The 26,470-nt window shown below is 66.1% G+C and carries 25 protein-coding genes; 16 read left to right on the forward strand and 9 right to left on the reverse strand.

The features are described 5' to 3' along the window. Nucleotides 1–182: 182 nt before the first annotated feature. From RTO53_RS05995 to ykgO, 6 genes are all read right to left on the reverse strand, one after another. A complete protein-coding gene (locus tag RTO53_RS05995) occupies nucleotides 183–1,406 on the reverse strand; it encodes a TraB/GumN family protein (protein WP_312236949.1) in 1,224 nt (407 codons plus the stop codon). A gap of 1 nt (nucleotide 1,407) precedes the next feature. Further along, the gene (locus tag RTO53_RS06000) at nucleotides 1,408–1,938 is read right to left on the reverse strand and encodes an N-acetyltransferase family protein (RefSeq protein ID WP_312236950.1); all 531 of its coding nucleotides are present in this window, start codon (nucleotides 1,936–1,938) and stop codon (nucleotides 1,408–1,410) included. A 19-nt stretch (nucleotides 1,939–1,957) separates the two neighbouring features. Continuing rightward, nucleotides 1,958–2,845, reverse strand: coding sequence for a carbon-nitrogen hydrolase (locus RTO53_RS06005; RefSeq protein WP_312236951.1), 888 nt, complete (start codon nucleotides 2,843–2,845; stop codon nucleotides 1,958–1,960). Between the two features lie 344 nt (nucleotides 2,846–3,189). After that, nucleotides 3,190–4,227, reverse strand: a complete 1,038-nt coding sequence (locus tag RTO53_RS06010; protein ID WP_312236952.1) for an agmatine deiminase family protein — start codon at nucleotides 4,225–4,227, stop codon at nucleotides 3,190–3,192. 46 nt (nucleotides 4,228–4,273) lie between these two features. Then, nucleotides 4,274–4,600 (reverse strand): hypothetical protein, encoded by a 327-nt coding sequence (locus RTO53_RS06015; protein ID WP_312236953.1) that lies wholly within the window; start codon nucleotides 4,598–4,600, stop codon nucleotides 4,274–4,276. Between the two features lie 171 nt (nucleotides 4,601–4,771). After that, nucleotides 4,772–4,897 carry a type B 50S ribosomal protein L36 gene (gene ykgO / locus RTO53_RS06020; protein ID WP_017355593.1) on the reverse strand — a complete coding sequence of 42 codons (126 nt, stop codon included), beginning with the start codon at nucleotides 4,895–4,897 and terminating at the stop codon, nucleotides 4,772–4,774. Nucleotides 4,898–5,091: 194 nt separating this feature from the next. Between ykgO and cmk the strand changes: the two genes are divergently transcribed. From cmk to galU, 8 genes are all read left to right on the forward strand, one after another. After that, on the forward strand, nucleotides 5,092–5,772 hold the full coding sequence (cmk, locus tag RTO53_RS06025) for a (d)CMP kinase (RefSeq protein ID WP_312236954.1): 681 nt from the start codon (nucleotides 5,092–5,094) through the stop codon (nucleotides 5,770–5,772). 194 nt (nucleotides 5,773–5,966) lie between these two features. Beyond that, on the forward strand, nucleotides 5,967–7,652 hold the full coding sequence (rpsA, locus tag RTO53_RS06030; RefSeq protein WP_121042136.1) for a 30S ribosomal protein S1: 1,686 nt from the start codon (nucleotides 5,967–5,969) through the stop codon (nucleotides 7,650–7,652). A gap of 86 nt (nucleotides 7,653–7,738) precedes the next feature. Further along, nucleotides 7,739–8,044: an integration host factor subunit beta gene (locus tag RTO53_RS06035; RefSeq protein WP_017355596.1), complete on the forward strand. Its 306-nt coding sequence runs from the start codon at nucleotides 7,739–7,741 to the stop codon at nucleotides 8,042–8,044. Between the two features lie 98 nt (nucleotides 8,045–8,142). Next, on the forward strand, nucleotides 8,143–8,433 hold the full coding sequence (locus tag RTO53_RS06040) for a hypothetical protein (RefSeq protein ID WP_312236955.1): 291 nt from the start codon (nucleotides 8,143–8,145) through the stop codon (nucleotides 8,431–8,433). 6 nt (nucleotides 8,434–8,439) lie between these two features. Then, a complete protein-coding gene (lapB, locus tag RTO53_RS06045) occupies nucleotides 8,440–9,618 on the forward strand; it encodes a lipopolysaccharide assembly protein LapB (protein WP_312236956.1) in 1,179 nt (392 codons plus the stop codon). An 18-nt stretch (nucleotides 9,619–9,636) separates the two neighbouring features. Beyond that, entirely contained in the window at nucleotides 9,637–10,596 is a 960-nt protein-coding gene (locus RTO53_RS06050) for a glycosyltransferase family 4 protein (RefSeq protein WP_312236979.1), read from the forward strand. 16 nt (nucleotides 10,597–10,612) lie between these two features. Beyond that, on the forward strand, nucleotides 10,613–12,520 hold the full coding sequence (locus RTO53_RS06055; protein ID WP_312236957.1) for a nucleoside-diphosphate sugar epimerase/dehydratase: 1,908 nt from the start codon (nucleotides 10,613–10,615) through the stop codon (nucleotides 12,518–12,520). Further along, nucleotides 12,517–13,401 (forward strand): UTP--glucose-1-phosphate uridylyltransferase GalU, encoded by an 885-nt coding sequence (galU, locus tag RTO53_RS06060; RefSeq protein WP_312236958.1) that lies wholly within the window; start codon nucleotides 12,517–12,519, stop codon nucleotides 13,399–13,401. The genes RTO53_RS06055 and galU overlap by 4 nt, the downstream gene beginning before the upstream one ends. 233 nt (nucleotides 13,402–13,634) lie before the next feature. Here galU and RTO53_RS06065 read toward each other — a convergent pair whose 3' ends face one another. From RTO53_RS06065 to RTO53_RS06075, 3 genes are all read right to left on the reverse strand, one after another. Continuing rightward, complete coding sequence (locus RTO53_RS06065; protein ID WP_312236959.1) at nucleotides 13,635–14,843, reverse strand: acetyl-CoA C-acyltransferase; 1,209 nt, start codon at nucleotides 14,841–14,843, stop codon at nucleotides 13,635–13,637. Between the two features lie 69 nt (nucleotides 14,844–14,912). Further along, nucleotides 14,913–17,285 carry a 3-hydroxyacyl-CoA dehydrogenase/enoyl-CoA hydratase family protein gene (locus RTO53_RS06070; RefSeq protein ID WP_312236960.1) on the reverse strand — a complete coding sequence of 791 codons (2,373 nt, stop codon included), beginning with the start codon at nucleotides 17,283–17,285 and terminating at the stop codon, nucleotides 14,913–14,915. Between the two features lie 44 nt (nucleotides 17,286–17,329). Beyond that, entirely contained in the window at nucleotides 17,330–17,992 is a 663-nt protein-coding gene (locus tag RTO53_RS06075; protein WP_256773962.1) for a TetR family transcriptional regulator, read from the reverse strand. 319 nt (nucleotides 17,993–18,311) lie between these two features. Between RTO53_RS06075 and ndk the strand changes: the two genes are divergently transcribed. From ndk to moeB, 8 genes are all read left to right on the forward strand, one after another. After that, a complete protein-coding gene (gene ndk / locus RTO53_RS06080; RefSeq protein WP_038688788.1) occupies nucleotides 18,312–18,737 on the forward strand; it encodes a nucleoside-diphosphate kinase in 426 nt (141 codons plus the stop codon). Nucleotides 18,738–18,747: 10 nt separating this feature from the next. Next, on the forward strand, nucleotides 18,748–19,953 hold the full coding sequence (rlmN, locus tag RTO53_RS06085; protein WP_312236961.1) for a 23S rRNA (adenine(2503)-C(2))-methyltransferase RlmN: 1,206 nt from the start codon (nucleotides 18,748–18,750) through the stop codon (nucleotides 19,951–19,953). Then, entirely contained in the window at nucleotides 19,940–20,737 is a 798-nt protein-coding gene (gene pilW, locus RTO53_RS06090) for a type IV pilus biogenesis/stability protein PilW (protein ID WP_312236962.1), read from the forward strand. Before rlmN ends, pilW begins: the two co-directional genes overlap by 14 nt. 6 nt (nucleotides 20,738–20,743) lie before the next feature. Beyond that, nucleotides 20,744–21,613 (forward strand): RodZ domain-containing protein, encoded by an 870-nt coding sequence (locus RTO53_RS06095; RefSeq protein WP_312236963.1) that lies wholly within the window; start codon nucleotides 20,744–20,746, stop codon nucleotides 21,611–21,613. 59 nt (nucleotides 21,614–21,672) lie between these two features. Beyond that, a complete protein-coding gene (locus tag RTO53_RS06100; RefSeq protein ID WP_312236964.1) occupies nucleotides 21,673–22,311 on the forward strand; it encodes a tetratricopeptide repeat protein in 639 nt (212 codons plus the stop codon). Next, nucleotides 22,311–23,519, forward strand: coding sequence for an outer membrane protein assembly factor BamB (gene bamB, locus RTO53_RS06105; protein ID WP_312236965.1), 1,209 nt, complete (start codon nucleotides 22,311–22,313; stop codon nucleotides 23,517–23,519). Before RTO53_RS06100 ends, bamB begins: the two co-directional genes overlap by 1 nt. A gap of 12 nt (nucleotides 23,520–23,531) precedes the next feature. After that, the gene (der, locus tag RTO53_RS06110) at nucleotides 23,532–24,923 is read left to right on the forward strand and encodes a ribosome biogenesis GTPase Der (protein WP_312236966.1); all 1,392 of its coding nucleotides are present in this window, start codon (nucleotides 23,532–23,534) and stop codon (nucleotides 24,921–24,923) included. Between the two features lie 327 nt (nucleotides 24,924–25,250). Then, entirely contained in the window at nucleotides 25,251–26,390 is a 1,140-nt protein-coding gene (gene moeB, locus RTO53_RS06115) for a molybdopterin-synthase adenylyltransferase MoeB (RefSeq protein WP_312236967.1), read from the forward strand. Nucleotides 26,391–26,470: the final 80 nt, after the last annotated feature.

Consider the following 26,470-nt stretch of genomic DNA (forward strand, 5'->3'; position numbering starts at 1 on the left):
GAGGCCGCCCCGCGGCCGGGGGCGTCGCCGGAAAGGGCAAGGGGCCCCAGCGCCCGACCCACCGACCGCGCGCGCCTGGAAGAAGTCAAAGCACGCTTCTGCTTGCCCCGCATAAGGGCGAGGAACCTAAAAAAAAAGACCACGCATTGCGTGGTCCTTTCATACGCATCGGCGCGGGGTGATTACCCCGCCAACTTGCCCCACACCTGGAAGGTGGTCAGCCACAGCCCCAGCATGCTGCCCAGGTTGGTCAGCATGAAGGTCAGCACCACGCGGGTGACGCGGTTGCGGTACCAGCCCTTTACGCTCTGCGCATCGTCGCGCAGCTTGAGGAAATCCTCGTACGCCGGCTTGCGCAGGCGGGTCTCGACCAGCGCGGCGAACGCACCGGTCGGGATGCTCAGGCGGAACGGCTTGAACGGGGCGACCACGATCGCGGTCAGGATGCTCAACGGATGGCTGCCGGCCAGCAGGCAGCCCAGGCCCGCCAGGCCACCGGTGTACATCGCCCAGGTCAGCAGCAATTCACCGCCCATGCCCAGGCCGCCGCGGTAGAAGCCGACCGCGATACCGGCCAGCACGATCGCCAGGATGGTCAGCGTGATCCAGGGGATGTTGCGCTTCTTCGCCACTTCTTCCAGCGATTCGCGCAACGGGCCCGGCGCGTCGGTATCGGTTTCCAGATACTTCGCCAGCCCGGCCAGGTGGCCCGCACCGACCACCGCCAGCACCTCGCGCTGGGCCGGGTCGTGCACTTCGCGCAGGCGGGTGGCCATGTAGCGGTCACGCTCGCCGATGATGGTCTCGTACAGCGCCGGACTTTCGCTGGCGAATTCGCCGAAGCTCGCTTCGAGCATGTCGCCCTGCTTGAGCTTCTCGATCTCCTCTTCGCCCACGTCTTCAGACGCGAACAGGCCCGCGCCCAGCCCCATCACCAGCTTGATCCGGCCGAAGAAGCCCAGTCGCTGCGACGCGCGCTTGAAGGTCAGCCCCACTTCGCGGTCGATCAGGTGCACCGGCAGGTGCTGTTCGTTGGCCAGGCTCACCGCACGCTTGAGTTCGGCGCCCGGCTCGATGCCCAGCTGCTCGGCCAGGCGGCGCTGATAGGCGGCCAACGCCAGGTTGGCGGCGAACAATGCCACGCGCCCTTTGCGGATCACCTCGACCAGGTCCAGCTTGGCCATCGCATCGGGATTGGTCAGCGCCTGCAGGCGCTGCGCGTCCAGCTCCACCGCCACCGCGTCGAAGCGGCCGCTGCGGATCGCCCGCTCCACCGCCTCCACGCTGGCCTGGGAGACGTGCGCGGTGCCGAGCAGGGTGTAACGCACGCCGTCGCGCTCGACCACGCGCACGGGCTGGCCGGCGAACAGGGTGTCGCCGGTGTCATCGATCTGGGGTTCAGTCATTTCATTCATTCGAAGGGGCGCTGTCGGCACCATCGCCGAGCGCGCGCTGCATCTGGACAGTGTCCAGCCAGCGGCCGTGCTTGCGGCCGAGGCCGCGGAAAATGCCGACGGTGTGGAAACCGAAGCGCTCGTGCAGCTTGATCGAGGCGGTGTTGGTCGGCTCGCCGATCACCGCCACCATCTGCCGGTAGCCGCGTGCCACGCAGGCATCGATCAGCCCCTGCAGCAGTGCCGTGCCGACGCCGCGACCCTGGAAGGCCGCATCGACGTAGACCGAATTCTCCACGGTCCACTGGTAGGCGATGCGGCCGCGGTAGGTGTTGGCGTAGGCATACCCGGCCACTTGGCCATCGACCTCGGCCACGATGTACGGGAACCCGCGGCCGACGATGTCGTGCATGCGTCGCTGCATCTCCGCCGCGTCGGGCACGTCGTACTCGTAGGTGTTGACCAGATCGGTCACCTCCACCGCGTAGATCGCGGTGATGGCGGGGATGTCGGCGTCGGTGGCGTCGCGCAGGGACACGGTCACGGGGCAGGGGTCCTGGGTATCAGTCGATGTAGCGCTTGAGCAGGTCGCCGTACGCATCGATGCGGCGATCGCGCAGGAACGGCCAGATGCGGCGCACGTGTTCGCTGCGCTGCAGGTCGACCTCGCAGATCAGCACGGTCGGCTCGCCACCGGCTTCGGCGATGAACTCGCCCTGCGGGCCGAGCACGTGGCTGTTGCCCCAGAACTGGATACCCGAGGCGCCCAGCGGCGAGGCTTCGTGACCGACGCGGTTGCAGCTCAGCACCGGCACGCCATTGGCCACGGCATGGCCACGGTGGCTGAGCACCCATGCATCGCGCTGGCGGCCCTGCTCGTCCTGCTGGTCGTCCGGGTCCCAGCCGATGGCGGTGGGATAGAGCAGCAGTTCGGCGCCGGCCAGCGCCATCAGGCGCGCCGCTTCCGGATACCACTGGTCCCAGCACACCAGCACGCCGAGGCGGCCAACCGAGGTATCGATCGGCTTGAAACCGAGGTCGCCCGGGGTGAAGTAGAACTTCTCATAGAAGCCCGGATCGTCCGGGATGTGCATCTTGCGGTACTTGCCCAACAGCGTGCCGTCCTTTTCGAAGACGACCGCGGTGTTGTGGTACAGCCCGGCGGCACGGCGCTCGAACAGCGAGCCGACGATGACCACGCCATGCTTTTTGGCGAGCGCGCCAAGGCGTTCGGTGCTCGGGCCCGGGATCGGCTCGGCCAGGTCGAACTCGTCCACCGACTCGTGCTGGCAGAAGTACGCGCCGTTGTGCAGTTCCTGCAGCAGGATCAGCTTGGCACCCTGGGCGGCCGCTTCAGCCACGCGCGTTTCGATCACGGCCAGGTTGGCCGCGGCGTCACCGTGGTTGCGCTCCTGGATCAGGGCGACGGAAAGGGTGTGGCGTGAGCTCATCCGAGTGCGGTCCTGCGGGGGAAAAACGCAGTTTATCGCGGATGGGTGCACGCGGCGTGCTGGCTGCTAAATGGGTGACACCCACGCGTCGGCAGTGCCGGCCGCTGGCCGGCTCCGCAGGGTGACCGGAACATCAGAAGACAGCCCACGACCATCGGTCGTGGGCTGTCGCTCTTCCGTTGGCGGCCAGTGCACTGTCGAAGGGATGGCGGGGGCGGAGGTGCGGGACCGTCAGGGCGCCATGGATGGCGCCCACGAGCCCCCGGGGATGGGTTTACGGCGCGTCCCGCACCTCCGCCCCCGCCAGCCCAGCCTCCGCAGCCTTCCGGCCGCGTGCTTTGCTGTCAGGCCAGCAACCCGGCCGGCAGCTGCATCGTGATGCAGTGCAGGCTGCCGTTCTGCCAGATCAGCGACCGGCAGGGCACCGGTACGATCTCGCGGTCCGGATAGGCCTGCGCCAGCACCGCGCGCGCGGCCTCGTCGGCGACATCGCCGTAGGCCGGCATCAACACTGCCCCGTTGAGGATCAGGTAGTTGGCGTAGGACGCCGCCAGGCGGCGGCCATCGTCGATCACCGGCTGCGCCCACGGCAGCGGAAACAGACGGTACGGCGTGCCCTGCGCGGTGCGCAGCGCGGCCAGCTCGTTGCCCATCGCCTGCAGTTCGGCGAAGTGCGAATCGCCGCTGTCATCGCAGGCCTGGTAGACGATGCTGTCCACCGATGCGAAGCGGGCCAGGGTGTCGATGTGGGCGTCGGTGTCGTCGCCTTCCAGGTAGCCATGGTCCAGCCACAGCACCCGATCCTGCTGCAGCCAGCCAGCCAGGTCGGCACTGAGCGACGCGCGCTCGCGATCCGGATGACGCTCGTGCAGGCACTGCCAGGTGGTCAGCAGGGTGCCGGCGCCATCGGTCTCGATGCCGCCGCCTTCCAATGCGAAGGGAATGCTCTGCACTTCGGCGGTCGGTGCGAACACGCCAGCCGCATGCAGCACCCCGACCAGCTGGTCGTCCAGGCTCGCGTCGAACTTGCCGCCCCAGCCGGTGAAGCGGAAGTCGAGCAGGCGGAAGCCGCCGTCGGCACGCTTGAGGGTGATCGGGCCGGAATCGCGCAGCCAGGTGTCGTCGTACTGCGCGGTGACGAAACGGACACGGTCCATGTCGATCCGGTTGGAGCGCAGGCGCGCATCGGCGTAGGCCTCCAGGTCATCGTCGGCGACGATGATCAGCACCGGCTGGAAGCGGGTGATGGCCGCGACCAGGGCGATGTAGGTGTCCTCGACGTCACCCAGGCGGTCGGCCCAGTCGGTGTCGGCGTGGGGCCAGGCGATCAGGATGGCGGACTGGGTTTCCCATTCGGCCGGAAAGCGGAGCGTGTCGTTCATGGTCTCGATGCGAAGGCCCGCCGGGCGGCGGGCGGTAGGAATGGGGTCAGCGGATCGGCGGCTTCGGGCCGACTTCGTTGGCGTCGGCCTTGTTGGCCACCACGTCGATCACCTTCTGCTTCTCGAAGTAGACGGTGAACTGCGGGTAGACCCAGCGGTTGATCGTCGGCCACTGGCGCTTCTGCCCGCCGCGCGGATCCAGGCGTTCGCCCGGGTCGCCGAACTGGGCCTGCACCTGCTGCATGCTCTGGCCGCGGACGGGCAGGGCAATGGCGGGCTTTTCCTGGCTGCGGTCGATCAGCAGGGTGTCGGCGTGGGCGCTGGCGCAGGCCAGCAGGGCAAGCAACGGCAGGGTGGTCAGGTAACGCTTCATCTCGATCTACTCCCCAGTGGTCAAGAATGCGGAAGGACTCACGACGGAAGACCGCATGGACAACGGTCGTGGGCTACCCGGCGATTACAACAAAAACGGCAATAAAAAACCGCCCGGAGGCGGTTTTTTATTCAGGCAGCTCGCGACCCGGGGGTCGTGACGCCTTTGGGCTCAGCGCTGGCGAGCCTTGAAACGCGGGTTCGACTTGCAGATCACGAAGATCTTGCCGCGACGACGAACGACCTTGCAATCGCGGTGACGGGACTTGGCCGACTTCAGGGAAGACAGGACTTTCATTGCATACCTCGGCGTAAACGTTGGATTCGGTTGGAGCGCGGCCGCGATATGCAGATGACAATCGGCAGGTGACGCCCGTTCAAGCCCGCCATTCTACCGGGCTTTTTTCCATCCTTTCAAGTGGTTGCACCAAAAAAGTCTCAAGCGGCCCCGGGCGGGGGCTAGAATGGGCGGTCAAATCTACCGGGAAACCCATGAACCAGCTTCCTTCCGTGCTCACCATCGATGGCCCGTCCGGGGCCGGCAAGGGGACCGTCAGCCGCATTGTCGCACGCCGCCTGGGCTGGCATTACCTGGATTCGGGCGCCCTGTACCGCGCCGTGGGCGTGGCCGCCAGCTGGGCCGATATCGACACCTCCGACGCCTCGGCGCTGGTCCGCTGCACCTTCGACACCCACGTCCGCTTCGTCGAAGCCGCCGACGGCGGGCTGCGGGTGGTGGTCAACGACACCGACGCCACCGACGAGCTGCGCCTGGAAACCACCGGCGCCCTGGCGTCGGCCATTGCGGCCATCCCGGAGGTGCGCGCGGCGCTGAAAGAGCGCCAGCGCGCATTCAGGTTGGAGCCCGGCCTGGTCGCCGACGGCCGCGACATGGGCACGGTCATCTTCCCGGACGCGCCGTACAAGGTGTTTCTGACCGCCAGTGCCGAGGAGCGCGCCGAGCGCCGGCATAAGCAGTTGAAAGACAAGGGGGTTTCTGTTAACTTTGATGACCTCCTGCGCGAGATCATGGCCCGCGACGCCCGTGATGCACAGCGCACAGTGGCGCCCCTGAAGCCGGCAGACGATGCCGTCATCATCGACACCAGTGGCATCGGCATCGACGCAGTCGTTGCCAACGTGTTGGATCTGCTTCCGGTTTCGGGTGCCTGATCCGTTGTACAGGAGGACCGCCAATCCATCGGCGGTGTCGCACCATCGCAAGGCAGCAAAAGCTCCGTCCCGCAATGTTGCGTGGCGGTTTTCCTACTTAACACACGACCTGCGTTACCGGGGTCGACCAACAGGCGGGCAGTAAGCGGTTCCCTTCGGGGGCCAATGCCCATGTGTCCAACAGAGTAAATCTAATGACCGAATCATTTGCCGAACTGTTCGAAGCCAGCCAGGCCAATCTGGCCAAGCTGAAGCCGGGCTCGATCGTCAGCGGCGTCGTTGTTGAAGTCCGCGGCGACGTCGTGGTGATCAACGCCGGCCTGAAGTCCGAAGGCATCGTGCCGATCGAACAGTTCCGTAACGACGCTGGCGAAATCGACGTCGCCGAAGGCGATGTCGTCAAGGTTGCCCTCGATTCCATCGAGAACGGCTTCGGCGAAACCGTCCTGTCGCGCGAGAAGGCCAAGCGCGCGATGGTGTGGGACGAGCTGGAAGAAGCGTTGGAGAAGAACGAAACCATCACCGGCCGCATCAGCGGCAAGGTCAAGGGTGGTTTCACCGTGGACATCAAGGATGTCCGCGCGTTCCTGCCGGGTTCCCTGGTCGATGTGCGCCCCGTGCGCGATCCGGCCTACCTGGAAGGCAAGGAGCTGGAATTCAAGCTCATCAAGCTGGACCGCAAGCGTAACAACGTCGTGGTTTCGCGCCGCGCTGTCGTCGAAAGCGAGCACTCGGAAGAGCGCGAGCAGCTGATGGACAAGCTGCAGGAAGGCGCGATCCTGAAGGGTGTCGTCAAGAACCTGACCGATTACGGCGCGTTCGTGGACCTGGGCGGTATCGACGGCCTGCTGCACATCACCGACATGGCCTGGAAGCGCGTGCGCCATCCGTCCGAAGTCGTGAACGTCGGCGACGAGCTGGACGTGCGCGTGCTGAAGTTCGACCGCGAGCGCAACCGCGTTTCGCTGGGCCTGAAGCAGCTGGGCGAAGATCCGTGGGACAACATCGCCCGTCGTTACCCGGCCAACAGCCGCGTCTTCGGCAAGGTCTCCAACGTCACCGATTACGGCGCATTCGTCGAGATCGAGCCGGGCGTGGAAGGCCTGGTGCACGTGTCGGAAATGGATTGGACCAACAAGAACGTCAACCCGTCCAAGGTTGTGCAGGTCGGTGACGAAGTCGAAGTCATGGTCCTGGACGTCGACGAGGAGCGTCGCCGCATCTCGCTGGGCATGAAGCAGGTTGCCGCCAATCCGTGGGAAACCTTCGCTGCCATCCACAAGAAGGGCGACAAGGTGTCCGGCCAGATCAAGTCGATCACCGACTTCGGCATCTTCATCGGCCTGGACGGCGGTATCGATGGCCTGGTGCACCTGTCCGACATCAGCTGGAACACCACCGGCGAAGACGTGGTCCGCAACTACAAGAAGGGCGACAACCTGGACGCAGTGGTCCTGGCCGTCGATCCGGAGCGCGAGCGCATCAGCCTGGGCGTCAAGCAGCTGGAGCAGGATCCGTTCGGCCAGTACATGGCGGCCAACCCGAAGGGTTCCAAGGTCGAAGGCGTGGTCAAGGAAGTGGACGCCAAGGGCGCTACCATCGAACTGGCTGACGGCATCGAAGGCTACGTGGCCGCTCGCGATGTTGCGAACGAGCGCGTGGACGACGCGACCCAGTTCCTGAAGGTCGGCGACAAGGTTGAAGCCAAGTTCGTGGGCATGGATCGCAAGGGTCGTACCCTGCAGCTGTCGATCAAGGCCAAGGACGACGCGGAAATGCGCGAAGTGCTGGAGGAATACCAGTCCTCTTCGGCTTCCAGCGGCACCACCCAGCTCGGCGCGCTGCTGCGTGCACAGCTGAACGGCAACAAGTCCGAGTAATCGGTCTGTCGCTGTCGTAGTTTCCTGGACGGCCCGGACATCAGTCCGGGCCGTTTCAGGGTCTAGTTCCCCCCGAAGAGCCCGTAATGACCAAATCCGAGCTGATCGAAATCCTGGCGCGCCGACAGGCGCATTTGAAGTCGGACGATGTCGATCTGGCCGTGAAGTCGTTGCTGGAAATGATGGGTGGGGCGCTGGCCGGCGGGGATCGCATCGAGATCCGCGGGTTCGGCAGTTTTTCGTTGCACTACCGGCCACCCAGGCTGGGGCGCAACCCCAAGACCGGGGAATCGGTCGCATTGCCGGGCAAGCATGTCCCGCATTTCAAACCGGGCAAGGAGCTGCGCGAGCGCGTCAGCGCCGTGGTGCCGCTGGAAAGCGACCCCGCGTAGAGCGGACCGCTGGTCCGCTGCTTTTTTCGTTCCGGGCCACTTTGTCCCGCTGCTCTATATTCCGCTACTCTTGAATCTCCCGGAACTGGAGCTGCTCCATGAAAGTCGTACGTCTCCTTATCCTGCTGGCGGTTCTCGTCGCCGGGCTCATCATCGGTGCGCTCAACTCGGACAAGATGGTTCTCAGTCTGGGCTTCACCCAACTCACCACCACCACCGGCCTGGCGATCATTGTCGCCCTGTTGTCCGGTGCCATCATCGGCGGCGGCATCGTGCTGGCCAGCCTGGTGATCCCGCTGTACGCGAAGCTGCGCAAGGCGCAGAAGGCTGCCCCGACCGTGGTCGTGGCGCCGGCTTCCACCCCTTCTTCCACTTTCGACGGACGCTGAGCCCCGATGGAATTTGTCTCCGAGTGGTTCTGGTTCTTCCTGTTCCTGCCGTTGGCGGCGTTGTCGGGCTGGGTGATCGGCCGTCGCGGCGGCCAGCGCCATGGCGACAACCAGGTCAGCCGCCTGTCCAGCACGTATTTCCGCGGCCTCAACTATCTGCTCAATGAGCAGCCGGACAAGGCGATCGAGCTGTTCCTGCATATCGCCGAGCTGGACAAGGAAACCTTCGAGACCCAGGTCGCGCTGGGCCACCTGTTCCGCCGTCGTGGCGAGGTGGATCGCGCGATCCGCCTGCACCAGGGCCTGGTCAACCGCGCCGATCTGAATGACGCGCAGCGGGTGCAGGCACTGCTGGCGCTGGGCGAGGACTACATGAAGTCCGGCCTGCTGGACCGTGCCGAAACCGTGTTCAGTGAGCTGGCGCAGATCGACCAGCGTGCACCGCAGGCGCTCAAGCACCTGATCGGGATCTACCAGGCCGAGCGCGACTGGGAAAAGGCGATCGACAACGCCAGCCGCTTCGAGGAAGTCACCGGCGAGCCGATGGGCAAGCTGATCGGGCAGTTCGAATGCGAACTGGCCGAGCGTTTCCGTGGCGCCGGCAAGATCGACGAGGCGAGGGCGGCCATCGCGCGCGCCTACCAGGCCGATGCGATGTCGGTCCGCGCCGGCATCATCGAGGGGCGTCTTGAAGCCGACGCAGGCAACGCCGAAGCAGCCGTGCGCGCGTTCGAGCGCGCCGCGCGCAACGATCCGGAATACCTGCCCGAAGTACTGCAGCCGTTGATGCAGAACTACCGCAAGGTTGGCGACCTCGGCGGTGCGCGCGCGTTCCTGTCGGAGATGACCGAACATTACCGTGGCATCGCCCCGGTGCTGGCGCTGACCCAGTTGATGGAGGAGCAGGAAGGCGTGGCCCCGGCGCGCGCCTATCTGGGCCGCCAGCTGAAGGACCGCCCGTCGGTCCGTGGCGAATCGGCGCTGATCGACCTGACCCTGGCCGAGGGTGCCGATTCCACCGCGACGCTGCACGACCTCAAGCACATCACCGACCAGTTGCTGGTGCGCAACCCGGCGTATCGCTGCACGCGCTGCGGTTTCGGCGCGCGTACCCACCACTGGCAATGCCCCAGCTGCAAGGAATGGGGAACGGTCAAGCCGCTGTTGAACTACGCGGTGCTCTAAGCGATGCCCGTGGCCTGGATGGTCGGGTTGCCGGCGGTGCTGGCGATCGCGGCGGTGCTCACCTGGGGGGCGCGCCAGTACGCGCTGCGCCGCAACCTGATGGATCAGCCCGGCGAGCGCCGCAGCCACGGGGTGGCCACCCCGCGTGGGGGCGGCATCGCGATCGTGCTGACCCTGCTGCTGGCCACGGCCATGGCAGCGCTGGCATGGCCGGGCGCGCGTGTCCCGTTGCTGGTGTTCGGCCTTGGCCTGGTACTGGTGGCCGGCATCGGCTGGTGGGACGATCACCGCCCGCTGCCGGCGGTGCGGCGGCTGCTGGTGCATCTGATCGCCGCCGCGTTGGTGGCCGCGCTGGTCTGGCAGGCCAGCGGCAACCCGTGGCAGGCGCTGCTGGCGCTGCTGTTCACGACGTCGTTGATAAACATCTGGAACTTCATGGATGGCATCAACGGCATAGCCACCACCCAGGCGATCCTGGCCGGGCTGGCCTTCGCGCTGGTGATGCCGGCGCCCTTTGCCCTGGCCGGGCTGGTGCTGGCCCTGGCGTGCCTGGGGTTCCTGCCCTTCAACTACCCGCGGGCGCGGATCTTCATGGGCGATGTCGGCAGCGGCGCGCTCGGCTATGCAATCGCTGCGCTGGTCTGTCTGGCCAGCGTGGTGACCGACATCAACTGGCTGCTGTTGCTGGTGCCGCTCACCGCGTTCCTCGTGGACGCAGGCTTCACACTGCTGTCGCGCATGCTGTCCGGGCAAAGATGGATGGAGCCCCACACCCAGCATCTCTACCAGCGCGCGGTCAAAGGTGGACTGAGCCACACTTCGATCACAGGGATGTACTTTGTTTTTGGTCTGTTCAGTATTACAGTGTTTAATGCTTGCAGTGATCTGCAGCCGAGGTGGGAGGCTGCCGTAGCCGTTGCGTGGATGATCCTCGCGACCGGCATGTGGCTACTCCTGCGCAAGGGAATGCGCAACTAGAAGGATTGTTCGTTTTATGACGCCTTGGCAGGACCGTCTTACCAGTTTGATTCCGCGCGGCGCCATCGTGGTCCACGACCTGTTCATGGTGTGGGCGTGCTGGCAGCTGCTGCATGCGGGCCGCTATTCGATGCTTGCCGATGCCCCCTCGCTTCCCCTGTGGAACATCGACACCTCGCTGGTGCTGGCGATCCAGGCGGTGGTGTTCTGGCGGGTGGGCCTGTATCGCGGCCTGTGGCGTTTCGCCAGCGTGGCCGACCTGCTCAACATCTTCAAGGCCAGCTTCATCGGCCTGCTCGCGATCGTGGTCGTGCTGGCCTACAAGCGCTTCAACGGCGTACCGATGTCGGTGCTGGTGATCTATCCGTTCGCGCTGTCGGCACTGCTGGGCGCGCCGCGCCTGCTGTACCGCGCATGGAAGGACTACCAGTCGCTGCAGTCCGACGCCACGGCGCGTCGGGTGCTGATCCTGGGCGCCGGCCAGGCCGCCGAGGCGCTGGTCCGCGACCTGCGCCGCTCCGGCGATTTCGAGCCGGTCGGCCTGCTTGACGATGCCCCGCACCTGCAGGGTGCCAAGCTGCAGGGCCTGCCGATCCTGGGCACGCTGGATGATGCCCCCGCCGCGGTGCGCGAAACCGCTGCCCGGCTGCTGGTGATCGCCATTCCGTCGCTGGATGCGGTGGGGATGCAGCGGGTGGTCGCCATCTGCGAGGCCACCGGCGTGCCGTTCCGCATGGTGCCCAAGCTCAATGATGTGCTGCTCGGCCATTCGCTGCCGGGCGAGCTCAAGGAAGTGGCGATCGAGGATCTGCTGGGTCGCAAGCCGATCCTGCCGGATTGGTCGCTGATCCGTGGCTGGCTGGGCGGGCGCACCGTACTGGTGACCGGCGCCGGTGGCTCGATCGGTTCGGAGCTGTGCCGCCAGTGCGCGCGGCACGGTGCCGGGCGGATCATCCTGCTGGAAATGAGCGAGCTGCTGCTGCTGACCATCGAGGCCGAGCTCACCCGCAGCTTCCCCGACCTCGAAGTGGAAGCGGTGCTCGGCGATTGCGGTGATCCGGCGGTGATCCGCCACGCATTGTCGATGGCCAGCGTCGATGCGGTGTTCCATGCCGCCGCCTACAAGCAGGTGCCGGTGCTGGAGCGCCAGCTACGCGAAGCGGTGCGCAACAACATCCTGTCCACCGAGACGGTGGCCCGCGCCTGCGTCGAGGCGCGGATCGAGCATTTCGTGTTCATCTCCACCGACAAGGCGGTCGATCCGGTCAACGCGCTGGGTGCCAGCAAGCGCTACGCGGAGATGATCTGCCAGAGCCTGGACCAGAAGACCAGCCACACCCGTTTCGTGACCGTGCGCTTCGGCAACGTGCTGGCCTCGGCCGGCAGCGTGGTGCCGCTGTTCCGCGACCAGATCCTCAAGGGCGGTCCGGTCACCGTGACCGATCCGGAAGTGACCCGTTACTTCATGACCATTCCAGAGGCCTGCCAGCTGATCCTGCAGGCCGCGGCGTCGGCGTCGCACGGGGCGATCTACACCCTGGACATGGGCGAGCCGGTGCCGATCCGCGTGCTCGCCGAGCAGATGATCCGCCTGGCCGGCAAGCAGCCGTACAAGGACATCGCCATCATCTATACCGGCCTGCGTCCAGGCGAAAAGCTGCACGAGACCCTGTTCTATTCGGACGAGGACTATCGCCCCACCGCCCATCCGAAGATCCTCGAAGCCGGCGTGCGTACGTTCGCCCGCGAGCAGGTCCTTGGCAACGTGCCGCGCCTGCGCGAAGCGATTGCCACGTACGACACCGATGCCATCAACAGCATCCTGTTCGCGACCATGCCGGAGTTTGCGCCGCTGCAACAGGACGATCACGTCGCCTCGGCTAAAGTGCTCCCCTTCCCGGCACGAGAGGCCAACAGGCTGTGACGAACAAGCGTATCCGCAAGGCGGTTTTCCCCGTGGCAGGTCTCGGCACCCGATTCCTTCCCGCAACCAAGACGGTTCCCAAGGAAATGCTGCCGATCATCGATCGGCCGTTGATCCAGTACGCGGTTGACGAGGCGATCGAAGCCGGCTGCGACACCCTGATCTTCATCACCAACCGCTACAAGCATGCGGTGGCCGATTATTTCGACAAGGCCTACGAGCTGGAGCAGAAGCTCGAGCGCGCCGGCAAGACCGAGCAGCTGGAACTGGTGCGCCACGTGCTGCCCAACGGCGTGCGTGCGATCTTCGTCACCCAGGCCGAGGCGCTGGGGCTGGGCCATGCCGTGCTGTGCGCCAAGGCCATCGTCGGCGATGAACCGTTCGCCGTGCTGCTGCCCGACGACCTGATCTGGAACAAGGGTGACGGTGCGCTCAAGCAGATGGCCGACGCCAACCAGGCCACCGGCGCGAGCATCATCGCCGTCGAGGACGTCCCGCACGACAAGACCGGCAGCTACGGCATCGTGGCCACCGATACCTTCGATGGCCGCCAGGGCCGGATCAGCGCGATTGTCGAGAAGCCCAAGCCCGAGGACGCGCCGAGCGACCTGGCCGTGGTCGGCCGCTACGTGCTGAGCCCGAAGATCTTCGAGTTGCTTGAAGCCACCGGCACCGGTGCAGGCGGCGAGATCCAGCTGACCGACGCCATCGCCGAACTGCTCAAGAGCGAGCGTGTGGACGCCTTCCGCTTCGAAGGCACGCGTTTCGACTGCGGTACCCATCTGGGTCTGGTCGAAGCGACCATCCGCTTCGCGTTGAACAACGAGAAGCTGGCAGGACCGGCGCGCGAGATGCTGAAGAAGGCACTCGCCGACAGCTGACGGTAGAGCCGGGCCATGCCCGGCTGGGGTTCTTGCCGGGCATGGCTCGGCACTACCGTCGAGCATGGCCCGGCACTACCGTCGAGCATGGCCCGGCACCTACCGGATTGGCTGTGCTGGGACACCGCAAAAAGGGCAGCCTCGCGGCTGCCCTTTTGCGTTTTTCGTGCCGACCAACGGCCGGCACCTACCGAGTGGGCGGTGCCGACCCTGAGTCGGCACCGCCTGTGACATCACAGCGACTCGAAGATACCCGCCGCGCCCATGCCGGTGCCGATGCACATGGTGACCATGCCGTACTTCTGCTGGCGACGGCGCAGGCCGTGCAGCAGGGTGGCGGTACGGATCGCGCCGGTCGCACCCAGCGGGTGGCCCAGGGCAATCGCGCCACCCAGCGGGTTGACCTTGGACGGGTCCAGGCCGCAATCGCGGATGACGGCCAGCGACTGTGCGGCGAAGGCTTCGTTGAGCTCGATCCAGTCCAGCTGGTCCTGGCTCAGGCCGGCCTGCTTGAGCGCCTTGGGAATCGCGGCGATCGGGCCGATGCCCATCACTTCCGGACGCACGCCGGCCACCGAGAAACTGACGAAGCGGGCCAACGGGGTCAGCCCGTAGTCCTTGATCGCCTGCTCGGAGGCGAGTAGCACGGCACCTGCGCCATCGCTCATCTGCGAGGAGTTGCCGGCGGTGACGGTGCCGCCGAACTGACCGTTGCGGAACACCGGGCGCAGCTTGGCCAGGCCTTCCGCGGACGAATCCGGGCGCGGGCCTTCGTCGGTGTCGACGATCCGGTCGCGGGTGATGATGCGGCGGCCGTCGGCGAGGTCCGGCTGGCGGGTACGCACGTCGTAGGGGCTGATCTCGTCCTTGAAGTCGCCGTTCTGGATCGCGGCGATGGCCTTCTGGTGCGAGGCGAGGGCAAAGGCGTCCTGGTCTTCGCGCGAGACCTTCCATTCCTCGGCGACCTTCTCGGCGGTGATGCCCATGCCGTAGGCAATGGCGACATGGTCGTTGTCGAACACGCTCGGGGCCATCGCGATCTTGTTGCCCATCATCGGCACCATCGACATCGACTCGGTACCACCGGCCAGCATCAGGTCCGAGTTGCCCAGGCGGATCTGGTCGGCGGCCATGGCCACCGCCTGCAGGCCGGAGGAGCAGAAACGGTTGACCGTCTGCGCGGCGATGGTGTCCGGCAGGCCGGCCAGCAGCACGCCGATCCGCGCCACGTTCATCCCCTGCTCGGCTTCCGGCATCGCACAGCCGATGATCGCGTCATCGATACGGTTGACGTCGACGCCCGGGGCCTGCGCAACCACCGAGCGCAGCACGTGGGCGAGCATGTCATCGGGGCGGGTATTGCGGAACATGCCCTTGGGCGCCTTGCCAACCGGGGTGCGGGTGGCGGCGACGATGTAGGCGTCCTGGATTTGCTTGGTCATTGCAGTGATCTCTCTGATAAGAATTGGAAGAGGTTGCCGGCCAGCGGCCGGCACTACCGTTTTCTTCCGTCAGTTCCGCAGCGGCTTGCCGGTCTTGAGCATGTGCGCGATGCGGGCCTGGGTCTTTTCCTGCTGGGCCAGTTCGACGAAGTGCTTGCGTTCCAGGGTCAGCAGCCACTCCTCGTCCACCAGCGTGCCGCGATCCACTTCGCCACCGCACAGCACGGTGGCGATGCGCACGGCGATCTCGTAGTCGTACGGGCTGATGAAGCGACCTTCCAGCATGTTGACCAGCATCATCTTGAAGGTGGCGATGCCGACGTCGCCGGCAACCTGGATGCGGCGGGCCGGCATCGGCGGACGGTAGCCGCCTTCGGCCAGCGCCAGCACTTCGGCTTTGGCGATGTAGAGCGCTTCGAAGCTGTTGAACACGACCTTGTCGGTCGCGCGCATCAGGCCCAGTTCCTGGGCGTTGACCGCCGAGTTGGAGACCTTGGCCATGGCCACGGTTTCGAAGGTCTTCTTCAGCTCGGCGAACACGTCGCCACCCGGACCGGCGGCCTGCGAGGCACGCACGGCCAGTTCCTTCAGGCCACCACCGGCGGGCAGCAGGCCGACACCGGCTTCGACCAGGCCGATGTAGCTTTCCAGTGCCGCCACGCTCTTGGCGCTGTGCATCTGGAATTCGCAGCCACCGCCCAGGGCCAAGCCGCGCACGGCGGTCACCACCGGCACCAGCGAATACTTGATCGCCTGGCTGGTGCGCTGGAAGTTGTGGACCATTTCCTCGAACTGCTCGACCTTGCCGGCCTGCAGCAGGCCCAGCGCACCGGCCAGGTCCGCACCGGCGGAGAAGGGTTCCTTCTGCTGCCAGATCACCAGGCCCTTGAAGCCCTGCTCGGCGCGCTTGATCGCTTCCTGCAGGCCATCGAGCACGTGGTCGGAAACGGTGTTCATCTTGGTCTTGAAGCTGACCACCGCGATGCCGTCGCCGTCGTGCCACATGCGCACGCCGTCGTTCTCGAACACGGTCTCGCCCTGGCTGAAGGTTTCACCCAGCAGCGGATCGGGGAAGCGCTGGCGCTGGTACACCGGCAGCGCCGAACGCGGCGGCTTGGCGTTGCGCGACGGGCTGTAGCTGCCTTCGGCGGCATGCACGCCATCGCGGCCATCGAACACCCAGTCCGGCAGCGGCGCATTGCTCATGCTCTTGCCGGCGACGATGTCATCGGCGATCCACTGCGCCACCTGCTTCCAGCCGGCGGCCTGCCAGGTTTCGAACGGGCCGAGCGACCAGCCGTAGCCCCAGCGGATGGCCAGGTCGACGTCGCGCGCGGTTTCGGCGATGTCGGCCAAATGGTAGGCGCTGTAATGGAACAGGTCGCGGAAGGTCGCCCACAGGAACTGCGCCTGCGGGTGCTGGCTTTCGCGCAGCTTGGCGAACTTCTCGGCCGGGTTCCTGATCTTGAGGATCTCGACCACTTCCGGCGCGGCGGTGCGATCGGCCGGGCGGTAGTCCTGCTTCTCCACGTCGAGGACGACGATGTCCTTGCCGACCTTGCGGAAGATGCCGGCACCGGTCTTCTGGCCGAGCGCGCCCTTGGCGATCAGCGCGTCCAGCCATTTCGGCGACTTGAAGAATTCATGCCACGGATCGTTGGGCAGGGTGTCGCCCATGGTCTTGATCACGTGGGCCATGGTGTCCAGGCCGACCACGTCGGAGGTGCGGTAGGTGGCCGACTTCGGGCGCCCGACGAGCGGGCCGGTCAGGCCATCGACTTCGTCGAAGCCCAGGCCGAATGCCTGCGTGTGGTGGATGGTGGACAGGATCGAGAACACGCCGATGCGGTTGCCGATGAAGTTCGGGGTGTCCTTGGCGTACACCACGCCCTTGCCCAGGGTGGTGACCAGGAACGCTTCCAGCCCTTCCAGCACCGACGCATCGGTGGTGCTCGCCGGGATCAGCTCGGCCAGGTGCATGTAGCGCGGCGGATTGAAGAAGTGCACGCCGCAGAAGCGGTGGCGCAGCTGCTCGGGCAGCACGTCGGCGAGCTTGTTGATGCCCAGGCCGGAGGTGTTGGAGGCCAGCACGGCGTGATCGGCCACGAACGGCGCGATCTTCTTGTACAGGTCCTGCTTCCAGTCCATCCGTTCGGCGATGGCTTCGATGATCAGGTCGCAGTCCTTCAACTGCTCCAGGCCCGTCTCATAGTTGGCCGGGGTGATCGCCTCGGCGTAGGACTTGCTGGCGAGCGGGGCAGGGCTGAGCTTGCCCAGGTTGGCGATTGCCTTGAGCACGATGCCATCGGCCGGACCTTCCTTGGCGGGAAGATCGAACAGCACGGTGTCGACGCCGGCATTGGTCAGGTGGGCCGCGATCTGGGCACCCATCACACCGGCACCCAGCACGGCGGCGCGGCGGACTAGCAGGGAATTGGACATGTCGATAAGCCTTTGGTTGTCTGGAAGCCGGGCAGCGCCCGGCTCTACGGGGTGGAGAGGGAGGTCGTCGGAGCGTCGATGACCGCGCTGGCGCGGAAACCGGCTTCGGCGAAATGAATCAGTTCGCGGGCGGCATGGGCACGATGCGCCGCTTCGGTGACACCGGCGGGTCGCTTGATCAGGCCGAAATCGGCCATCGCATAGGTCAGCGACCCGGCCAGGAAGTCCAGCCGCCAGTAAAGCTCTTCCTTGCTCAGCTCCGGCACGCAGGCCGCGATGGCCTTGCCGAAGTCGCGCAATACATGGCCGTAGTGGTCGGACAGGAACTTGCGCAGGTTGTCGTTCTTCTCGGCATAGGCGCGGGCGATCACCCGCACAAAGGCGCCGCCGGTCTGACGGTCCTGCGCCATGGCCAGGGCCGGTTCGACGAATGCGGCTAGCACCGGGCGCAGCTGGCCGGGATGCTCGCGGCGGGCGCTATCCAGCTGGGCAAGGCGGGCGGCGGTCATCTCGTCCATGCGCCGGCGGAACACCTCGTTGACCAGGTTTTCCTTGGATCCGAAGTGATAGTTGACCGCCGCGATGTTCACATCGGCCTGGCTGGTCACCTGGCGCAGCGAGGTACCGGCGAAGCCATGCTGGGCGAACAGCTCCTCGGCCGCGCCGAGAATGCGGTCCTTGGTGGAGAAATGAGCGGGCTTGGCCATGGGGCGGGCAGAGTTCAATCAAACGATTGTTTGATATTAGACCCGTGGCTGCGCGGGAGCATTGTGCGGCGCACAATGGGGCGGGGGATCCGTTCATGCGCCGCAGGGAGTGCCGGCCCATGGCTGGCAACCGCATACATCCCTGAATGGCCATCCATCCCCGGCCGGGCAGGGGCTGCCACGCATGGCGTGCCACTACCGTAGCGCCGGGCGACGCTGTAGAATTACGCCACGTATATAGGCTAAGCCCGCGTTTTGACGCGGGTTTTTTTCATGTTACTCTCGGGCCGATCAGTGGCCCGCCCAACGGAGAATTCCCATGGCGCTGGAGCGCACCCTTTCCATCATCAAGCCGGACGCCGTCGCCAAGAACGTCATCGGTGAAATCTACGCCCGCTTCGAAAAGGCCGGCCTGAAGGTCGTCGCCGCCAAGTACAAGCAGCTGTCCCGCCGTGAGGCCGAAGGCTTCTACGCCGTGCACCGCGAGCGTCCGTTCTTCAACGCGCTGGTCGAGTTCATGATCTCCGGCCCGGTGATGATCCAGGCGCTGGAAGGCGACAACGCCGTGCTGGCCCACCGCGACCTGCTGGGCGCCACCAATCCGAAGGAAGCCGCTGCGGGCACCATCCGCGCCGACTTCGCCGAATCCATCGATGCCAATGCCGCCCACGGCTCGGACTCGGTCGAGAACGCCGCGATCGAAATCGCCTACTTCTTCGCCGCGACCGAAGTCGTCTCGCGCTGAGAGTGATGCCGTGAACGAGGTCGTACAGCCAACCGCCATCCCCGTCGTGCTCGTCCCGAGCGCGCCGGTGGCCAAGCAGAACCTGCTCGACCTCGATCGCGAGGGTCTGGAGCGCTTCTTCGCCGACACGCTCGGCGAAGCGCGCTACCGTGCCCACCAGGTGATGAAGTGGATCCACCACCACTACGTCACCGATTTCGATGAGATGACCGACCTGGGCAAGGCGCTGCGCGCCAAGCTCAAGCAGCATGCCGAGGTCCTGGTCCCCAACATCGTGTTCGACAAACCCTCCGCCGACGGCACCCACAAGTGGCTGCTGGCGATGGGCAACGATGGCAAGAACGCCATCGAAGCGGTCTACATCCCGGACAAGAACCGCGGCACGCTGTGCGTGTCCTCGCAGGTAGGCTGCGCGCTGAACTGCACGTTCTGTTCGACCGCCACCCAGGGCTTCAACCGCAACCTCTCCACCGCCGAAATCATCGGCCAGGTGTGGGTGGCTGCGCGTCATCTGGGCAACATCCCGCACAAGCAGCGTCGTCTCACCAACGTGGTGATGATGGGCATGGGCGAGCCGTTGATGAATTTCGACAACGTCGTGCGCGCCATGAGCGTGATGCGCGACGACCTGGGCTACGGCCTGGCCAACAAGCGCGTGACCCTGTCGACGTCCGGCCTGGTGCCGCAGATCGACCGCCTGTCGGCCGAAAGCGACGTGTCGCTGGCGGTGTCGCTGCATGCGGCCAACGACGCGCTACGCGAGACCCTGGTCCCGCTCAACAAGAAGTACCCGATCGCCGAACTGATGGCCTCGTGCGCACGCTACCTGCGCGCCAACAAGCGTCGTGAATCGGTCACCTTCGAATACACCCTGATGAAGGGTATCAACGACCAGCCCGAACACGCCCGCCAGCTGGCGCGGCTGATGCGCCAGTTCGACAACGCCGTGCAGGCGTCGCATGCGGGCAAGGTCAACCTGATTCCCTTCAATCCGTTCCCGGGCACCCGCTACGAGCGCTCCGGCGACATCGAGATCCGTGCGTTCCAGAAGATCCTGCTGGATGCGCAGGTGCTGACGATGGTGCGACGCACCCGTGGCGACGACATCGATGCCGCCTGCGGCCAGCTCAAGGGCCAGGTGATGGATCGCACGCGCCGCCAGGCCGAGTTCAACAAGACATTGCAGGAAGGAAAAGGCCGGGATGCCGCTGCCTGATATCCGATTGCCAGCCGTTGTTTTCATCGCGCTGGCATTGGTCGGCTGCGGTAAACAAGGTGTGAGGGCGCCGTCTGGCCAATTGGCCGTCGCGCCGGTGTACGAGGTTCGCGACAATGCGTCGATCCGCCAGCGGGTCGGCTACCAGGACCAGATGACCCTGGCCACCGAGGCGTTCCGCGCCGGCCAGGTCCAGGCGGCCGAAAAGAAGGCCCGCGCGGCGGTGAAGATCGACGGCAGTCGCCCGGACGCCTACCTGCTGCTGGCCAACATCGCCAGCCAGCGCGGTGCCGACACCGAGGCCGGCAGCCTGTACCGCAAGGCCGTCGACGTGGCCCCCGGGCAGGGCGACGCACTCAACAACTATGGCGCGTGGCTATGTACTCATGGCCAGGCCGCCGAATCGCTGGTCTGGTTCGACCGCGCCATGGCGGCCCCGGGCTACGCTACGCCGGGCGCGGCGTTGGCCAATGCCGGCGGCTGCGCACTGGATGCGGGTCAGTCCGAACGGGCCGCCCGCGACCTGCGCCGTGCCATCGAACTGGACCCGACCAACGCTTATGCACTCGAGTCGATGGCACGCAGCGAGTACGCCCAGGGCCGGTATTTCGAGGCCCGGGCCTTCTCGCAACGTCGTCTCGCGGCTGCACCGGCCACACGTTCCGTGTTACAACTTGCGTCTCAAATCGAGGCGCAGCTCGGCGACGACGTGGCATCCGGTCGCTATCTGCAGCGAATTCGCAACGAATTTCCGCAGGATGCGGCACCTAATCCCCGGGGTTGAAGCATTGTGATTGATGACCAGACTGTGAACGCTTTTGATGCCGCGGCCGGCTGTGGAGCGCGTCTCCGCCAGGCGCGGGAAGCGGCAGGACTGACGCTCGAAGCAGTGGGGCAGCAGTTGCGCATGCCGATGCAGGTGGTGAAATCGCTTGAAGATGAGCAGTGGCAGCGCCTTGGCGCGCCGGTGTTCGTGCGCGGCCAGCTGCGCAGTTACGCGCGGCTGCTGAAGGTCGACCTGGGCGACGTGCTGGAACAGGCCAGCATCGGCCCGGTGGTGCCGCCGCAGCTGGTCAGCCATACGCATACCCCGCGGGCCCGCCGCATCGCCGAGAGTCTTGGTCGCCGGGTACTGTATGTCGGTATCACCGCCGTTCTGGCGGTGCCGGTGTGGTTTGCCACCCGTGGTCATTTCGATGGCAGCGCCCCCGCGCCCAGCACCGCTTCACTGGACGTTGTCCCGGCCGCGGTGCCGATGAGCGGCGGTCCGGCCCCGGCCGAGCCGGTCCGCCCGGACGCGGCCCCGATCGTGGCCACCCCGGCCACCCCGTCGGCGCCGTACCTGGCCTCGCTCACCCCGGTGCCGCGCCCGGCCGCCGCCGCGGCCACGCCGAGCGGCGCGCTCAGCCTGCAATTCAAGGGCGACAGCTGGGTGGACATCGCCGCCCCGGACGGCAGTACGGTCGAAAAGGCCTTGATCAAGTCCGGCGACACCCGCAGCTTCAGCCCTGGCCAGGTCGGGCGCATGACGCTCGGCAACGCCTCGGCGGTCGAGGTTCAGCAGGCCGGCACTATCGTCGACCTTTCGCCCTACCAGCGAGCCAACGTGGCACGCTTTACGGTATCCTCTGACGGCTCCGTGGCCCCAGTTCCGCACTGAGCCGCGTTTCCCAATCCAATTCAAACAGCTCCTCCTTCACAGGCGGGGCGAGAGTACGCATGGCGATCGACGACCTGCTCGACGAGCACGAACAAAGTGAACGCGTCCGCAGTTGGCTGCGGAAGAATGGTGTCAGCATCCTCGCGGGTGTGGCGATCGCGATCGGCGGCATCGCCGGTTGGCAGTGGTGGCAGAAGGAGCACAGCAACTCGCTCGCTGGCGCCAATGTCCAGTACCAGGCGGTGCTCAAGCACCTGCAGGACAAGAATCTGGCAGAGGCCGCCAAGGGCGTGAAGGCGCTCGACGACGGCAAGGCCAACATCTATTCGGACCTGGCCGCGCTGCAGCTGGCCAAGGCCCAGGTCGAGGCCGGCAAGAACGATGACGCGCTGGCGACCCTGCGCGCGATCAAGGCCGACCCGGAATTCCAGCCGGTCATCGAGCAGCGCATCGCGCGCCTGCTGCTGGCCACTGGCAAGCATGACGAGGCGCTCAAGGCGCTCGGCGACGCCACCGACAGTGCCAGCCTTGAAATCCATGGCGACGTGTTGATGGCGCAGGGCAAGCGTGACGCTGCCCGGGAACAGTATGAGAAGGCGCTCAAGACGCTGGACGTGGCAGCGCCGCAGCGGCGTCTGCTTGAAACCAAAGTGACGGATGCCGGTGGCAACGTCACCGATGCTGCGGAGTCGGTGTAATGAAGCAGATGGTCATGATCAAGCGCGTTGCCACCCTGGTCCTGTTGGGCGTGGCGTTGTCCGGCTGCACCACCGTCAAGGGCTGGTTCGCCGGCAAGGACGCGGCTGCCAAGAAGGCCCTCGAGCCGGCGGAACTGGTGAAGTTCGAGCCGACCGTCAAGGTCGACAAGCTCTGGAGCGTCAACGTCGGCAAGGGCGAGAAGCGTATCGGCGTGCGCCAGGGCCCGGCCGTGGCCGATGGCCGCGTGTATGCCGCGGCGATCTACGGTGGCGTGCACGCCATCGACCTGCAGACCGGCAAGAAGGTCTGGACCTGGGAGCCGGCCAAGGAAAAGAAGAAGCCCAAGCTGCGCCTGTCCGGTGGTCCCGGCGTCGGCGAAGGCCTGGTGGTGATCGGTACCCTCGACGGCCAGGTGATCGCGCTCGATGCCAACGACGGCACCGAAAAGTGGCGTGGCAAGGTGACCGGCGAAGTGATTTCCGCCCCGGCCGTTGCCCAGGGCATGGTGTTCGTCCGCAGCAACGACGGTCGCGTGACCGCGCTGGACGCCGGCAACGGCACCCAGCGCTGGTTCAACCCGCGTGAGCTGCCGGCCCTGACCGTGCGCGGCAACGCGGCGGTGGTGGCCGGCCCGGGCGTGCTGTTCATCGGCAACGATGACGGCAGCGTGTCCGCTCTGGCGATGACCGACGGCCGCACCGTGTGGGACCAGATGGTCGCCAACGGTGAAGGCCGCACCGAGCTGGAGCGCATGTCCGACGTGGACGGCGCCCCGGTGCTGGAAGGCAACACGCTGTTCGTGAGCAGCTTCAAGAGCCAGACCATGGCGATCGAAGGCCCGACCGGCCGTCCGCTGTGGACCCGTGACCATGGTGGCGCCGGTGGCGTGGCCCTGACCTCGGGCAATGTGTTCGTCACCGACAACAAGGGCGGCGTGTTCGGCCTGGACAAGAACAGTGGCACGGCGATGTGGTCGCAGACCGGCCTGGCCCGGCGCTCGCTGACTGGTCCGGCGCTGCAGGGCGACTATGTCGTGGTCGGCGACTACAAGGGGTATCTGCACTGGTTGCGGACCGACAATGGCGAGTTCGCAGCTCGCGCCAAAAGTGGCGGCGACGCCCTGCTGGCGCAACCGGTAGCCGCCGATGGGATTCTGCTGGTGCAGAACGTTGATGGAAAGCTGACCGCATTCCGGTTGGCACAATAAGGAGTTACCGCGATGCTGCCCTTGGTCGCCCTGGTTGGACGGCCGAATGTCGGCAAGTCCACGCTGTTCAATGCGTTTACCCGTACGCGCGACGCGCTGGTCCATGACCAGCCCGGCGTGACCCGGGACCGTAATTACGGTGTTTGTCGTCTTAACGAAGACCACCCGTTCCTGGTGGTCGATACCGGCGGTATCGCCGGTGAAGAAGAAGGTCTGGCCGGTGCTACCGCCCGCCAGGCCCGCGCCGCCGCCGCCGAGGCGGATCTGATCCTGTTCGTGGTCGATGCCCGTGAGGGCCCGATGGACGACGAGATCCTGGCGTGGCTGCGCAAGCTGGCGCGCCCGACCGTGCTGCTGATCAACAAGATCGACGGCATGAACGAAGATACCGTGCGTTCGGAGTTCGCCCGCTACGGCTTCGGCGAAATGCTGACCGTGTCGGCCGCCCATCGCCAGGGCCTGGATGATCTGCTGGACGAAGTGGTGGAGCGGTTGCCGGAAGAAGGCACCACCGAAACCCTCGACAACGATCCCGGTCGCGTGCGGATCGCCTTCGTCGGCCGCCCCAACGTGGGCAAGTCGACGCTGGTCAATCTGCTGCTCGGCGAAGAGCGCATGATCGCCTCCGAAGTGCCCGGCACCACCCGTGATTCGATCTCGGTGGACATGGAGCGTGACGGGCGCGAATACCGCCTCATCGACACCGCCGGCCTGCGTCGCAAGGCGCGCGTGGAGGAGGTGGTCGAGAAGTTCAGCGTGATCAAGACGCTGCAGGCCATCGAGCAGTGCCAGGTGGCCGTGCTGATGCTGGATGCGTCCGAAGGCGTCACCGACCAGGACGCCAGCGTTCTCGGCGCGGTGCTCGATGCCGGTCGCGCGCTGGTGGTGGCGATCAACAAGTGGGACGGCCTGACCGATTACCAGCGCGAACAGGCCGAAGCACTGGTCTCGCGCAAGCTGGGCTTCGTGCCGTGGGCGGAAGTGGTGCGCATCTCGGCCAAGCATGGCTCGGGCCTGCGTGAGCTGTTCCGCTGCATCCACGCCGCGCATGCCTCGGCCACGCACGAATTCAGCACCAGCGAAGTCAACAAGGCGCTGGAAGTGGCTTACGAGACCAACCCGCCGCCGGCGATCCGTGGTCACGTGTCCAAGCTGCGTTACGTGCATCCGGGCGGCTCCAATCCGCCGACCTTCATCGTGCACGGTACGCGCCTGAAGGATCTGCCGGAGTCGTACAAGCGCTATCTGGAGAACTTCTTCCGCAAGCGCTTCAAGCTGGTCGGCACGCCGGTGCAGTTCATCTTCCGCGAGGGTGTGAACCCGTACGAAGGCAAGAAGAACGTCCTCACCGAGCGGCAGGTCAAGCGCAAGCGTCGCCTGATCAAGCACGTCAAGGGCCGATGATGCAAAGAAGAGCCGGCGAAAGCCGGCTCTTCTGCATCCAAGGTAGCGCCGAGCCATGCTCGGCAGGCCACGCGCAGCGTGGCAATGATCGAAACCGGTAGCGCCGAGCCATGCTCGGCAGGCCACGCGCACCGTGGCAACGATCGAACCCGGTAGCGCCGAGCCATGCTCGGCAGGCCACGCACAGCGTGGCAATGATCGACCCGGTAGCGCCGAGCCATGCTCGGCAGGCTCTTGCGCGTGGCAGTTATCGGCGCTCGGAGCAGCCGAGCATGGCTCGGCTCTACCTTGCCCAATCCTCCTGTCGGTCTGCGCGATAATCCTTGCATGAGCACCGTCCCCGAACTCACCCCCGGCCAGGCCCGCGCACGCATCGCCCATGGCGCCCTGCTGATCGACGTCCGCGAGGCACACGAACGGGCCGGCGGCATGGCCGAAGGCGCGCTCGGCATCGCCAAGGGCGACCTGTTGGCCTCGCCGGCGACGCATCTGCCTGCCCCCGAGCGCGAGATCGTCCTCATCTGCCAGAGCGGCAAGCGCTCGCTCGACGCCGCGCTCGCCTTGCGGGATCACGGCTATGCCCACGTGGTGTCGGTCCTGGGTGGCACCACTGCCTGGCGCGCCGATGGCCTGCCGCTGGTGCAGCCGCTGCAGAGCGAGGCCGAGGCAGACTTCAACGAACGGTATGCGCGCCACCTGCTTTTGCCCCAGGTGGGCGTGGCCGGTCAGCAGGCATTGCTGGCCGCGCGCGTGCTGGTGGTCGGGGCTGGCGGGCTCGGCGCGCCGGCCGGTTTCTATCTCGCCGCCGCCGGGGTAGGGCACCTGCGCATCGCCGACGATGACGTGGTGGAGCGCAGCAACCTGCACCGGCAGATCCTCCATACCGACGCCAGCATCGGCACGCCCAAGGTGCTTTCGGCGCGCGAACGGCTGCTCGCGCTGAACCCTCACCTGGACATCGACGCGGTGCAGGCGCGCGTCACCTCGGCCAATGTGGATGCGTTGCTCGAGGGGGTCGACGTGGTGCTGGACGGTTCGGACAATTTCCCGCTGCGCTACCTGCTCAATGATGCCTGCATCCAGCACGGCATCCCGCTGGTGTACGGCGCGGTGGAGCGCTTCACCGGGCAGGTCAGCGTGTTCGATGCCGGCCGCCATCGCGGGCAGGCGCCCTGCTACCGCTGTCTGTTCCCGGAGCCGCCGCCGGCCGCGTTTGCCCCCAATTGCTCCGAAGCCGGCGTGCTCGGCGTGTTGCCGGGGATGGTCGGCCTGCTGCAGGCCACCGAAGTGCTCAAGCTCCTGCTGGGAATGGGCGAACCGCTGGTCGGGCGGCTGCTGACCTTCGATGCGCTGGGCATGCGTTTTCGTGAGGCGCGCCTGCGCCCCGACCCGGCCTGTCCGCTGTGCGCGCCGGGCACGGCTTTCCCCGGGTATATCGACTACGCCGCGTTCTGCAGCACCAGCTGATGCGGGCCGCGGGTCGCGGGTCGCAGGCCGCAGGTCGCGGGTCGTGGGTCGTGGGGCAGGGTAGAGCCGACCTATGGTCG

Origin of the sequence: Stenotrophomonas sp., from assembly GCF_031995405.1 — a bacterium.
Taxonomy (GTDB): Bacteria; Pseudomonadota; Gammaproteobacteria; order Xanthomonadales; family Xanthomonadaceae; genus Stenotrophomonas.